This window comes from Flavobacterium cyclinae, from assembly GCF_021172145.1.
GTDB classification, from domain to species: Bacteria; Bacteroidota; Bacteroidia; order Flavobacteriales; family Flavobacteriaceae; genus Flavobacterium; species Flavobacterium cyclinae.
Genome location: NZ_CP089095.1, coordinates 1,642,038 through 1,655,852 on the forward strand (window position 1 = coordinate 1,642,038; position 13,815 = coordinate 1,655,852).

At 31.7% G+C, this 13,815-nt stretch carries 10 protein-coding genes; all 10 read left to right on the forward strand.

The features are described from left to right. Positions 1–325: 325 nt before the first annotated feature. The 10 genes from LOS86_RS07640 to LOS86_RS07685 all read left to right on the forward strand — a co-directional run bounded on the left by LOS86_RS07640 (position 326) and on the right by LOS86_RS07685 (position 13,809). Positions 326–1,813, forward strand: a complete 1,488-nt coding sequence (locus LOS86_RS07640; RefSeq protein WP_231841515.1) for a type I restriction-modification system subunit M — start codon at positions 326–328, stop codon at positions 1,811–1,813. Continuing rightward, positions 1,806–3,650: a DUF262 domain-containing protein gene (locus LOS86_RS07645; RefSeq protein WP_231841516.1), complete on the forward strand. Its 1,845-nt coding sequence runs from the start codon at positions 1,806–1,808 to the stop codon at positions 3,648–3,650. The genes LOS86_RS07640 and LOS86_RS07645 overlap by 8 nt, the downstream gene beginning before the upstream one ends. Before the next feature lie 7 nt (positions 3,651–3,657). After that, entirely contained in the window at positions 3,658–5,112 is a 1,455-nt protein-coding gene (locus tag LOS86_RS07650) for a type I restriction-modification system subunit M (protein ID WP_231841517.1), read from the forward strand. A 2-nt stretch (positions 5,113–5,114) separates the two neighbouring features. Beyond that, complete coding sequence (locus tag LOS86_RS07655) at positions 5,115–6,335, forward strand: restriction endonuclease subunit S (protein ID WP_231841518.1); 1,221 nt, start codon at positions 5,115–5,117, stop codon at positions 6,333–6,335. Further along, entirely contained in the window at positions 6,335–8,146 is a 1,812-nt protein-coding gene (locus tag LOS86_RS07660; RefSeq protein ID WP_231841519.1) for an AAA family ATPase, read from the forward strand. Before LOS86_RS07655 ends, LOS86_RS07660 begins: the two co-directional genes overlap by 1 nt. A gap of 13 nt (positions 8,147–8,159) precedes the next feature. Next, a complete protein-coding gene (locus LOS86_RS07665) occupies positions 8,160–9,050 on the forward strand; it encodes an HNH endonuclease family protein (protein ID WP_231841520.1) in 891 nt (296 codons plus the stop codon). 3 nt (positions 9,051–9,053) lie between these two features. Further along, positions 9,054–12,020 (forward strand): type I restriction endonuclease subunit R, encoded by a 2,967-nt coding sequence (locus LOS86_RS07670; RefSeq protein WP_231841521.1) that lies wholly within the window; start codon positions 9,054–9,056, stop codon positions 12,018–12,020. Between the two features lie 65 nt (positions 12,021–12,085). Then, the gene (locus LOS86_RS07675) at positions 12,086–12,640 is read left to right on the forward strand and encodes a DUF488 domain-containing protein (protein WP_231841522.1); all 555 of its coding nucleotides are present in this window, start codon (positions 12,086–12,088) and stop codon (positions 12,638–12,640) included. A gap of 2 nt (positions 12,641–12,642) precedes the next feature. Beyond that, positions 12,643–13,122 carry a DUF488 domain-containing protein gene (locus LOS86_RS07680; protein ID WP_231841523.1) on the forward strand — a complete coding sequence of 160 codons (480 nt, stop codon included), beginning with the start codon at positions 12,643–12,645 and terminating at the stop codon, positions 13,120–13,122. 30 nt (positions 13,123–13,152) lie between these two features. Next, positions 13,153–13,809, forward strand: a complete 657-nt coding sequence (locus LOS86_RS07685; RefSeq protein ID WP_231841524.1) for a dual OB domain-containing protein — start codon at positions 13,153–13,155, stop codon at positions 13,807–13,809. Positions 13,810–13,815 lie beyond the last annotated feature (6 nt).

Below are 13,815 nucleotides of genomic sequence, written 5' to 3' on the forward strand. Positions count from 1 at the left end.
ACATGGAGTTTCTTTTACTTGTATTACGTTGAGAGAGCTACACCGAGCGTTCCACTTATTTGTGTTTTCTAACCACACCATTTGTCATGCTGGTAAGCATCTCATTTGATTTTTGCTCTTGCTCTTGCTCTTGAACTTGCCTTTTTTTATCCTCGTACGGATTTCCTCATTTCTATTTTTTTTACTTTTTGTATCTTAGCTGTTGTATTTTCCTACGTATAAATACGGGGTATGAAAATCAGGTATTTTTACGGGTTGTAAATACCCTTTTTTTTCGTTAAATTTGAGGGTTTATACCATACAAATTATATTAAGAATTTAGTAAATGTCAAAAGAAAAGATAACCCTTTCACAGTTAGAACAATACTTGTCTAAAGCAGCTTGGATATTGAAAGGTCCTGTTGATGCATCGGATTTTAAAATCTACATATTTCCGCTTTTATTCTTTAAAAGATTATCAGATGTATTTGATGAAGAATATCAAATTGCATTAACTGAATCAGGAGGTGATGTAGAATATGCCTTGCTTCCTGAGTTTCATAGATTCATTATTCCAGAAGGATGTCATTGGAATGATGTTAGAGAAACTACTTCAAATGTTGGATTAGCTATTGAAAAAGCCTTGCGTGGGATTGAACAAGCCAATCAGGAATACCTTTATGGGATTTTTGGTGATGCTCAGTGGAGTAATAAAAATAAGCTTTCCGATAGATTATTAACGGATTTAATTGAGCACTTTTCTCAATATTCGTTATCCAATTCATTGGTTAATCCAGATATTTTAGGGGAAGCATACGAGTACTTAATTAAACATTTTGCTGATTTAACCAATAAGAAAGCAGGTGAGTTTTATACACCTCGTTCTGTAGTGCATTTATTGGGTTTAATATTGGATCCTCATGAAGGAGAAAGTATTTATGATCCAGCCTGTGGAACAGGTGGAATGCTATTGGAATGTGTTGACCATTTAAGAGAAAACAACGAAGATTACCGTACATTAAAATTATACGGACAAGAGAAAAACCTAACTTCTAGTTCCATCGCTAGAATGAATATGTTTTTACACGGCATTGAAGATTTTCAAATTGCACGTGGCGATACTTTGAGAAATCCTGCTTTTTTTGAAGCAGACGGATTAAAGACATTTGATTGTGTCATTGCTAATCCTCCTTTTTCATTGAAAGATTGGGGCGCAGACATTTGGGTGAATGACCCTTTTGGAAGAAATATTGCGGGTGTACCACCACAAGGCAATGGCGACATGGCTTGGGTACAACACATGATAAAATCTATGAATGCAAATGGTAGAATGACCGTAGTTTTGCCTCATGGCGCATTGTTTAGAAAAGCTTCTGAAGGTAAAATTAGAGAAGCCTTACTGAAAAAAGATGTTTTAGAAGCTGTGATTGGTTTAGGACCAAATATTTTTTATGGCACTCAATTAGCGGCTTGTGTATTGGTATTTAAGCAACAAAAAGAAAAGCACAAACAAGGTAAAGTCTTGTTTATTGATGGTTCTGAACAAGTGCGAGTAGGTAGAGCACAAAACTTTTTAGAACCGAATCATGTGAAACAGCTTTTTGATTGGTACATTCAATTTTCTGATGTAGAAAACTTTGTGAAAGTAGCTTCTATTGAAGACATCAAAGAGAATGATTTTAACTTAAACATTCCGCTTTATGTAGAAAAAATCATTGAAGATAATTTACCCTCTGTAGAAGAAGCGTTAGCCGATTTAAAAACAGCTTGGGAGGAAAGTTTGAAAGCTGAAGAAAAGTTTAAAAGAATATTAAAAGAATTTATCCATGAATAGAATGCCGTCAAGTTCTGCTCAAGACAGACAAATTGCTGTATGGTTCCAAAAAATTGAAAATGGTGAAATAAAATTACCTCGTTTTCAAAGACCACAAGCTTGGGATAGAAATAGAGTATGCAGTTTGTTAGATACTGTAACTAAAAATCTTCCTCTTGGCGTTACATTGCTTTTAAATGTTGACCAAGAACAGTTTGTGTCAAGGTTTCTTGTTTCTGCTCCAGAAACTGGCAGTAGAGTTACAGAACATTTATTAGATGGTCAACAAAGGCTTACTGCATTATGGAGATCTTTACATAACAATTATGATGATTCAAAATACTTTTTATATATCAGAAAATTTGATAAGTATTTGGATGAAAATAAAATTGATACAGAAGATGAATCAAGTGTTTATTGTAGAACGCGATGGGTGAATAAAAATGGAATTAATATGCCTTTATGGGCTGATATTCCGTCAGAAAGTTTTAACAGAGGCTTAATTCCACTTGAATTATTACGTCCTGGAGATATTGCATCAGAATATGAAAAATGGGTAAATGACGCTATTAACCCCATTAAACCTCAATCAGGTATTGAAAATTATGAGGAAAAATTATTTGAATGGATGAGTTTGAAGAATGAAATATTGACAACTATAAGAGATTATAGAGAGACTATTTCTCATTTTAATTTACCTTATTTAGCCTTACCATCACAAACATCCAAAGAAACTGCTTTACAAGTATTTATAAATATGAATACTAATAGTAAGCCGTTGTCACAATACGATATTATCAGAGCAGAGATAGAAGGGGTTAAAGGGGTATCCTTAGACGATTATCAAAACAAATTAAACTCTTTATATCCAAATGTTAAATATTATTTTGAGCTACCATTTCTAATTTTAGCAACCTCTGCTTTAATGCAGGATAAACTGCCTAATCAAAGAGGTATGTGGGATATGAAAAAAGATTTGATGGTAGAAAATTGGGATAAAATGTCAATAGGTTTGTCAAAAATGTCCATTTTCATGGAGTCTCAAGGGGTTTACGACCAAAATAGATTACCTACCAATGCTGTTTTATCTGTTATTGCTGCTTTATACACTTATATTCCTGAAAATTTAGATGCTAGAGGCTCATTTGAAATTTTGCTAAGAAAATATCTTTGGTCAAGTTTCTTTACTGATCGATATGAAAACTCAGCGGCTTCTAATGCTTATAATGACTTTATGGCTTTGAAGAACATAATTACAGGAAAACTAAACGATAAAGGATTGAAATACACTGAAAATGATGTTCCTGTTTTAGATCGTACTAAATATCCATTAGCTTCAGAAGAAGAATTAATGAGAGTAGGTTGGCCAAAAAGGGAAAATATTAGAGCACGTGGAATTATGGCTGTTTTTACAAAATTAGGAGCATTCGATTTTGCTGATGGTTCACAATTAAGTAGACAAGTTTTATTAGAGAGTAAACGTCATTATCACCATGTTTTTCCAGATGCTTTGCTTAAAGAAGCAGAAGTTGAGAGTTTCTTAGCTTTAAATTGTGCATTAATTACCGATAAAACCAACTTAAATATCAGTAATAAAGACCCTTATCGTTATTTAATGGAACGTTATGAATGGACGAGTGAAGATATTGTACATTCAAGACTAAAATCGCATTTAATACCCATTCAAGAACTTAAAAATGGTGGTTATGAAGGGTTAGATGATGAAAAACGTATCGAAAAAATAAAACTAGATTTTGAAATTTTTATTACCAAAAGAGCAAATTATGTTGTTAAAGCTGTTAATGAACTAGCTCAAGGTAAAGAAATTTCTGCTAACGATATTATAAATAGTATTTAATATTAAAATGACCCAACAACAATTAGAAAAATACCTCTGGGGAGCTGCTACTGCATTACGTGGTACTATTGACGCTGGAGATTACAAACAATATATATTTCCGCTTTTGTTTTTCAAGCGCATTTGTGATGTGTATGATGAAGAATTTGAAAAAGCATTAGAAGACAGCGATGGCGATTTAGAATATGCCGCTTTTGCCGAACACCATCATTTTTTGGTGCCTGAACATGCCCATTGGAAAAAAGTACGCGAAACAACCGTAAATATAGGCATGGCCATACAAGAAGCCATGCGTGAAATTGAAAAAGCCAATCCTGAAACCTTATTTGGGATTTTTGGCGATGCCAGTTGGACCAACAAAGACCGATTGTCTGATGCTACTTTGACCAATTTAATTGAGCATTTCTCTCAACACCAATTGAATCTTAAAAGTGTACCCGATGATAAATTAGGAAATGCTTACGAATATTTAATTAAAGAGTTTGCAGACGATAGCGGACATACAGCAGCAGAATTTTACACCAATAGAACTGTAGTAAAATTAATGACCATGATTATGGACCCACAACCAGGGGAAAGCGTTTATGACCCAACCTGTGGAAGTGGTGGTTTGTTGTTAAACTGTGCGTTGCACCTAAAAGAAGAAGGTAAAGAATACCGTACGTTAAAATTATACGGACAGGAGATTAACCTAATTACTTCTGCTATTGCCCGAATGAACATGTTTATGCATGGTATTGAAGAATTTCAGATTGCTCGTGGCGATACTTTGGCGCAACCTGCTTTTATTGAAAATGACGAGTTGAAAAAGTTTAATGTTATTTTAGCTAATCCTCCGTATTCTATTAAAGCTTGGGATAGAAAAAGTTTTGAAACCGACCCTTACGGACGTAATTTGTGGGGAACACCACCGCAAGGTTGTGCTGATTATGCGTTTCAACAACACATACAAAAGAGTTTAAATACCGATAATGGACGCTCTATTTCACTGTGGCCTCATGGTATTTTGTTTAGAGATTCTGAAGCTGAAATGCGCCGTAAAATGGTAGAGCAAGATTTGGTGGAATGTGTGATTGGTTTAGGGCCTAATTTGTTTTATAATTCGTCAATGGTTTCATGCTTATTGATTACAAATAACAATAAACCAAAAGAGAGAAAAGGAAAAGTTCTCTTAATTCAGGCGGTAGATGAAGTAAGGAAAGAAAAAACAATGAGTTATTTAGATAAAAAACATATTGATAGAATACATGCTGCTTATTTAAATTTTAAAGATGAAGAAGGTTTTTCTAAAGTTATTTCGAATGAGGTTGTTGTTGCTGATAAGAATGCACGTTTAAACGTTCAACTTTATGTAGAGGAAAAAGTAATAGAAACCGATTCTTTTTCTACGTTGCTTGAAAATTGGAACGAAAGTTCAAAAAAATTAAAGGATTCTATGCAATCTCTTTTTAAAACAATTTAATAATGACAATACAAAACAATATAAAATCACTTAAACTAGACAAATCAAAATGGAAGCTAACTAAACTAGGTGAGCTTGCAGATGAAATATCAGTAAGAGTTGATAATCCTTCAAAATCTAAATACGACAGATTTGTTGGATTAGAACATTTTGTTTCTGGTGATATTAAGATTAAAAATTGGGGAACCACGGAAAATTTGGTTTCTTCAACAAAAGCATTTCAAAAAGGCGATATACTTTTTGCTAGGAGAAATGCTTATTTAAGAAGAGCTTCATTAGTTGAATTTGAAGGTTGTTGCTCAGGAGATGCATTTGTAATTAGAGAAAATCATAATAAAGTTGTACCGGGTTTTTTGGCTTTTTTGATGAACTCGAATGCATTATGGGATTTTGCTAATTCAAATGCTGCAGGAACCATGTCAAAAAGGGTAAAGTGGTGTGATTTAGCAGAATACGAATTCCTCCTCCCACCCAAAGACCAACAAGCACAATTAGCAGAGTTGTTGTGGTCGATGGATGAAGTGATTGAGAGGGAGAAGGAAATGTTAAAAAATCTTGAAATAAATTTAGATTCTTCAATTGAAAATGAAATTCATGGTATTGAAATTTCAGGTAAAACAATAAAGATGATTATTGAGGAATTATCTAAAAAAAAGAAAGTAGTTCCTTTGGACTCATTAGGAGTTTTTTTGAAAGGAAAAGGAATAATGAAATCTGATGTTATTGATAGTGGAATTCCTTGTGTTAGGTATGGAGAATTATACACTAAACATCACAGAATAATAAGAAATTATTATTCATTTGTTGATAGAGCAACAGCCAACCAAAGTTTTAGATTAGAAAGAAATGATATCCTATTAGCCGGTTCTGGAGAGACTATAACAGAAATTGGAAAATCAGCTTCATTTGTGGATGACATTGAGGTATACGCAGGGAGTGATACTCTTGTGTTTAGACCTTATGAAATGGATGGTTATTATTTGGGATATTTAATGAATTCTGAACTTGTAAGAAAACAACTTAATAAATATGGAACTGGAGCAACAGTAATGCATATTTACCAAAGTGATATTAAGAAAATAAAAGTCCCTTTAATCAATCTTGAAAATCAATTAAAGATTTCAAAAAAACTTGAACAATTTGCTTCAAATATTGAAGGATTAAAATCAAAAATTTCAAGCTCCCAATCATTACAAAAAAGTTTAATTAATCAGGTGTTTTAATGGTAAATATAAAAGATTTTCATACTTCAGTATTTAATTACCTAAATGATTTAAGAAGTAAAAAAAAATATGATCCTAACTTAACCTTCACTTATAGAAAAAGTAATTATGGAGGAAGATTAGAAACTGGTTATTGGTTTTATGGTAATGATGATTACATATGTATTTCATTTTGGTCTGGTATGGACTGGAAAAACAGAACACCTAATATTGGTTGGTTCTTTTATAAAAATGGAGAATGTCAATTAGAAATTAATGTATCGGATTCTAATGAGAAAGTGAAATTTGTAGAAAATGAATTACTTGATATTGTTTCTGATTTACACCTTGATGGTAGAAAATATATAAAAAGATATGGTATTGAAGAATTTGCTGGAATAGATTTTTTAGATTTATTTATCAATGGTGACAATTTTAGTCTTGAAGTTTCAGATAAAGAAAAAATTGATTTTGCAATTACTATGTCAGCTTTAAGCTATTTTAATGAAAATGATGCAAACAAAATTGGATTTATATCAGAGAAGGAGTTTAAAGAATCAGAAAAGAAAGTGGTTTTTTATAAAAATATCTTAGATGCTGATAATGAAGAGTTATTTTATCAATCAGAAAAAAGTAATAGATTAAAAAAAATACAAATTAATAACTATTTTGATATTGATAATGTAAATATTCAAAATATTCCTAGAACAGCTCAATGGATATTTGTCATAGGTGAAAATGGTTCTGGTAAAACTACCTTTCTCAAAGCTTTGACTACAATTTTAGGATATAGGACATTAGAAAAGGATGAATTGGAAAAAAATCCAGATTTTGGTGGAGAGTTTGAGTTTTATATCAATAAGAAATCAAGCGATTCTATGTTAAATTCTAGGACCAGAAATGAAAATTGCAATTATAGGTACCCTATGGTTTCAGGTTTAGTTGTACTAGGTCCAAATAGATTAATTAGTTATCAAGATTCTAATAAAAATAGAAGCAAATTTGAAATTCAATTAAAAAAAGAATACAGATTCAAACCATTATGGGACTATGAGTATAGAATGTTAGATATAGAAGATCAATTAGATATATGGTTTAATGATTCAAAAAAGAATAAAATTGATTTTGATAAAAGAATGTATTTTATTCGTTCTGCATTTGTACAAACAGTACCAGGATTGTATGATATTAGATTCAGCAAACAATATCCAGGTGGTAGAAAAAGAAAAAAACTTAAAACTTCGTTCTTTCTAGAATCTGATGAACAACTTGAAAAAGGATGGAGGGAACTTCCTTCAGGAACTAGAAGTATTTTTGCTCTAGTAGGGGAAATTATTATTAGATTGTCAAATTTTCAAAAGAATGTGGTAGATCCTTCTGAGTTACAAGGCATTGTTATTGTTGATGAAATTGATTTGCACTTGCACCCAAAAGCACAAAGAGAATTGATTCAAAATTTGTCTGAAACTTTTAGAAATGTACAATTTATAGCTGCCACACATAGTCCTGTACCTGTTTTGGGATATAAAGGAGAAGGAGTTATTCTTAATATTCATAGAGATAAGTATTCTGGTAAAGTTGAAGTAGATAGGTTAAAGCATATTGAATCAGAATTAAAATTTATGACTCCAAACCAATTATTATCATCTGAACTTTTTGGTGGAGTAAGCATAGTTTCAGAAAAATTTTCCATTGAAGATCAAATTTTTACTTTCAATAATTACAAGGATAAAGAATTCGAAACAAAAGTCATAGAGCGTTTAAGTTCTGAATTAACTGAAGAGCAAAAAAATGAACTTTCTAAATTGCTAAAAAAAAATGAGGGAGAATAATAATAAAAATATAATGAATCCTCCTTCTAGTTTACAAGCTTTATATTTAGAGCAAATTTCAATTGCTCAATATATAGATTTAGAAAGTATTGGAGAAAAATATAAAGGAGTAATAATTTCAATAACTGATCAGAATGATCCTTATTTTAATCAGGATGAATACGAAGTTCGTTATGAGTTGAGAAAATTATTTTATAATAAGTGTGCTTATTGCGAAACGAAAAGTTACAAACCAGATGTCGAACACTATAGACCAAAAAAATCAGTCAGTAATGATCAACAAAATAATCATGGTTATTACTGGTTATGTTATAATTGGACTAATTTACTTCCAGCATGCAGTGGTTGTAATAGAGAAAATGGAAAATGGTCTAAGTTTCCAATAAATGCAGTAAGAATTACTCAACCACCATTTGACGAGAATATGCATTTAATTGAGAGTGAATGTTTTTTAAGATCAGATTATCTTAATACAGAAGAACCGTTACTATTAAATCCAGAACTTGAAGCGCCAGAAATTTATCTAGAATTAAAGTGGAACGGAAAATTTGAAGGTACTGACGGACCAAATGGAAAAGGGTGGAAATCAATTAATACGTTTGACTTAAATAGAGGTAATTTAATTGATGCACGCGCAACAATTATTGATAATTATAGAGATAAGATAGGAGATAATCTAGTTTTATTTCGAAACGGAAGATTAGATAATTTAGGTTTGAAAGAGGCCCTAGAATTACAATTTAATTTTTTAAAAGAGAGAACTTCTCCAAAAGTTGTACACTCATTTGTATACTATTACATTTACAATAATTTCTCAGATTTTGTGATTACTAAAATTTCAGGAATAAGTCAAATCGAACAAGAAGTTATTATTAAACTTTTTGAGGAATTTAAAAATAGTTAAATTATGTCATTCAACGAATTAAATAGTGTAGAGCATTACATCATTCATCAATTGAGTGGTGTTAATTTGAATGCTTCAGGAGTTGCTGAGGAAAAAACTCCTTATGGTGCGCAATGGCAGTATATTTCACCACAACAACTTAACAGAACGGTTAATGAAGTTTTGGTGGAAACCGAACTGAAAGCTGCTTTAATTCGTTTGAATCCTGAAATTGCTCGTAATAATGAGTTAGCAGAAGAAGTGATTTATAAGCTAAGAGCTATATTATTATCGGTACATCAAATCGGTTTAGTAAAGGCCAATGAAGAGTTTTTTAAATGGATGTGTGGTGAAAAAACCATGCCTTTTGGAGAAAACAACCGTCATGTTTCTGTTCGATTAATTGATTTTGAAGATATTTTAAACAATACGTATTTTGTAACCAATCAATACCGTGTTCACAGTAGAGAAACAAAAATACCGGATATTGTTTTATTAATTAATGGATTGCCTGTGGTTATTGGAGAAGCCAAAACACCTATTAGACCATCGGTGAGTTGGTTAGATGGTGCGCATGAAATCCATGACATCTATGAAAATGCGGTTCCTCAATTGTTTGTTCCTAATATTTTGTCTTTTGCTACTGAAGGGAAAACCTTTTATTTTGGTGGTGTAAGAACTCCTTTAGAGTTTTGGGCCCCTTGGCGCATAGAAAATGATGATGAAAAGCTAGCTAAACAATTAGGGCTGGGTGAAATAGGTAAAGAATTGTCTGATTTATTAAATCCAAAACGTCTTTTGGATATTCTGCAAAACTTTTCATTATTTACCACTAATAAGAAAAAACAACGTATAAAAGTATTGTGTCGCTTCCAACAATATGAAGGTGCTAACAAAATTGTAGAACGTGTAAAAGAGGGTAAAATAAAGAAAGGCTTAATTTGGCATTTTCAAGGTTCTGGAAAATCGTTGTTGATGGTTTTTGCAGCACAAAAATTGCGTAAAATGCAAGAACTAAAAAGTCCAACTGTAATAGTTTTGGTCGATAGAACCGATTTAGATACCCAAATTACAGGAACCTTTAATGCAGCTGATGTAGCCAATGTGGTCACCACAGAAAGTATTTCAGAACTACAAACCTTACTAGAACGTGATACTCGAAAAATCATTATTTCAATGATTCATAAGTTTAGAGATGCTAAACCTAATATGAATGAAAGAGATAATATTATTGTGTTAGTCGATGAAGCTCATAGGACCCAAGAAGGTGATTTGGGAAGACAAATGCGAGCGGCGTTGCCTAATGCATTCTTATTTGGATTAACAGGTACACCTGTGAATAAAGCCGATAAGAATACTTTTTGGGCTTTTGGAGCGCCAGAAGATGAAGGAGGTTATATGTCACGTTACACCTTTCACGATTCTATTAGAGATGATGCTACTAAACCCTTACATTTTGAACCTAGATTAGTAGATGTTCATGTTGATAAAGAAACAATCGATAAAGCTTTTAAAGAATTTAAAGATGAAGCTGTATTAACCGATGAAGAAGCCGATGCTTTAAATAAGAAATCAGCAAAGATGGCTGCTTTCTTGAAGTCACCAGAACGTGTCGCTAAGATTGTAGAAGATATTGCTAAACATTTCAACGAAAAAGTGGCACCACATGGTTATAAGGCCATGATAGTAACTCCAGATCGTTATGCTTGTGTACAATACAAAGAAGAATTAGATAAGTATTTCCCAGTTGAAGCGAGCAAAGTAGTTATTTCTACTTCTGCCAACGATGATTTTGAATTTAAACAAAAATGGGGATTAGATAAAAGCCAACAAGAGAAAGTAGTAGATGATTTTAATGATGCTAATTCTGCTTTGAAATTTATTATTGTAACTGCCAAACTATTAACTGGTTTTGATGCACCTATATTACAAACTTTGTATTTAGATAAATCGATTAAAGACCATACCTTATTACAAGCTATTTGTAGAACGAATCGTTTGTACCCTGGAAAATCTTTTGGTAGAATTGTAGATTATTTTGGTGTGTTTGATGATGCTGCTAAAGCTTTAGAGTTTGACGAAAAAAGCGTTAGTCAAATGATAACGAATCTTTCCGAACTGAAAGAGCAATTACCCGAAGCAATGGAAAAAGCATTGTCTCATTTTATCGGAGTAGATAAAACGATTCAAGGATTTGAAGGATTAGAATTAGCACAAAATGCTATTAATTCGGATGATAAAAAAGATGCTTTTGCAAAGGATTACAAATACCTTTCTAAGTTGTGGGAATCGTTATCTCCAGATAGGGTTTTAGATCAGTACCAAGCAGAATATCGTTGGTTGTCACAAGTATTTGAATCGGTTAGACCTTCCTCAGACCATATTGGAAAATTATTATGGTTTACTTTAGGCGCGCAAACGACTAAATTAATTCATGAGAATATACATGTGGGTGAAGTACATCAATTAGAAGAATTTGTATTAGATGCTGATGTTATTGAAAATATTTTCAATAATCCTGACCCTAGAAATGCCAAAAAATTAGAGAAAATCCTAGTAAAGCGTTTTAAGAAAAATTCAGGAAATCCAAAGTTCAAAAAACTAAGTGAGCTTTTAGAAGCATTAAGAGATAAGGCAGAACTTGGATTAATTACTTCTATCGAGTTTGTTAAAGAGTTATGTAAATTAGCAAGAGAAGTTCTTCAGGCCGAAAAAGAAGTAGAAGCTGAACAACAAGAAAAAACACCTCAAGCCGCTTTAACAGAATTATTTTTAGAATTAAAAACAGAGCAGACTCCAGCCGTAGTAGAAAGAATAGTAACTGATATTGATGCTATTGTAAGACAGGTTCGTTTTCCAGGTTGGCAAAAAACAGCTTCAGGTGAACGTGAAATTCAAAGTTCGCTAAGAAAAGCCCTTCTGAAATACAAACTTCACAAAGAACAGGTTTTGTTTGATAGGGCTTATGAGTATATTAAAGAGTATTATTAAATATTTGACTTTTTATTATATTGATAATTAAATAATTGGAATTACTTTTTTTGTAAATTTGAGTTATGGAAAAAATACCACTATATACAATTGGACATGGCAATAGAAAGCCTGAGGATTTTTTAGATATTCTAAAGAAATTTGGAATTGATTATTTAATAGACGTTCGTTCTATGCCATATTCAAAATTTAATCCTCAATTTAATCAGAATGATTTGAAGTTTTTTTTAGAAAAACATGGTATTACTTATGTATTTATGGGCGATACTATTGGTGGGAGACCTAAAGATAAATCATGCTATGATGAAGAAGGAAAAGTGGATTATGAAATTGTAAAGCAAAAAGATTTTTTTCAAAATGGAATGGATCGATTGAAAACGGCTTATGCAAAAAATATTCATTTGGTTTTAATGTGTAGTGAGAGTAAGCCATGCGAATGCCATAGAAGTAAATTGATTGGCAAGGTATTAGACTTAGAACAAATATCATTAAAACATATTGATGAAAATGGCAAATTAAAAGATCAAAAAAATGTAATTGCCGAGTTAAATAAAGGATTGTCTGAAGTAGATTTATTTGGACAGCCAATTAATTCAACATCAAGAAAAACATATTTATAATTATGGAGTTTTTTACAATAGGAGTTTATAATTCAACAGAGAAAGAGTTTTTTAATAAATTACTCGAAAATAATATTGATACCTTTTGCGATATTAGACAACGAAGAGGTGTAAGAGGAGCAAAATATTCATTTGTAAATAGTAATCGTCTGCAACAAAAGTTGGCAGATTTAGAAATTAAATATGGTTATATTCCTGATTTAGCACCAACTACAGAAATTAGAGAGCTTCAAAAAGAAATTGATTTACAAAAAGGAGAATTAAAGAGTGAACGACAAGAACTTGGAAAAGTCTTTGTTATTGAATACAAGAATAGAATTCTTAAAAACTTCAATTTTGATAATTTTCTTGAAAGTCTTGACCAAATTGGCGCAAGTAGAGTAGCTTTATTTTGTGTTGAAGAACATCATGAAGCTTGTCATAGATCGATTGTAGCTCAAAAAATCTCAACATTGTATAACAAAGAAATTACTCATTTATAAATGGAAGTTTTAATTGTTTCAAAAACACACATGACTCATAGTTATTGTGTAGGCGGCTTGGTTTTATCGAATAATAGGTATATTAGGTTATTAAATCCAGGTAATTACAATCAGCCTATGGATACCGATTTTACAATAGGTGATGTTTATGAAATTAATTTTACAAACAGACAAGATATCCATCCTCCTCATATAGAAGATGTAATTATATTATCGAAAACTTTTTTAAGAAAAATAGATAATGTATTTGAGTTTTTAAATAGAATTAATCTAATCGATTGGAATGGACATATAGATGAAGTTTTTGATGGTAAGCTCAAATTTACACCAAGCGGTACTGGTTATATTCCAATGGAAGGGCCTCTACCAACTAAGAGTGTTGGTTTTTGGGTTACTAATAAAGATTTAGTTCGAGTTGAATTTGAAAATAGAACAAGGTATCGTTTTCCAAATGGTTCAGATTATAGGAATATTAGCTATGTTGGTTGTCAAAACACTATTCCAAATATACCCGCTGGTACCATTTTAAGAGTTTCTTTATCAAGAGTGTTTCCTCCAGAAAACTCACAAATCAATACACCTCGTGGATACTATCTACAATTATCTGGATGGTATCAAATTGGTCCCAATATTAATCAGGCTATAAGACCACAATTAGATGATGAATTTGATGATTTACCTTTTTGATATAAA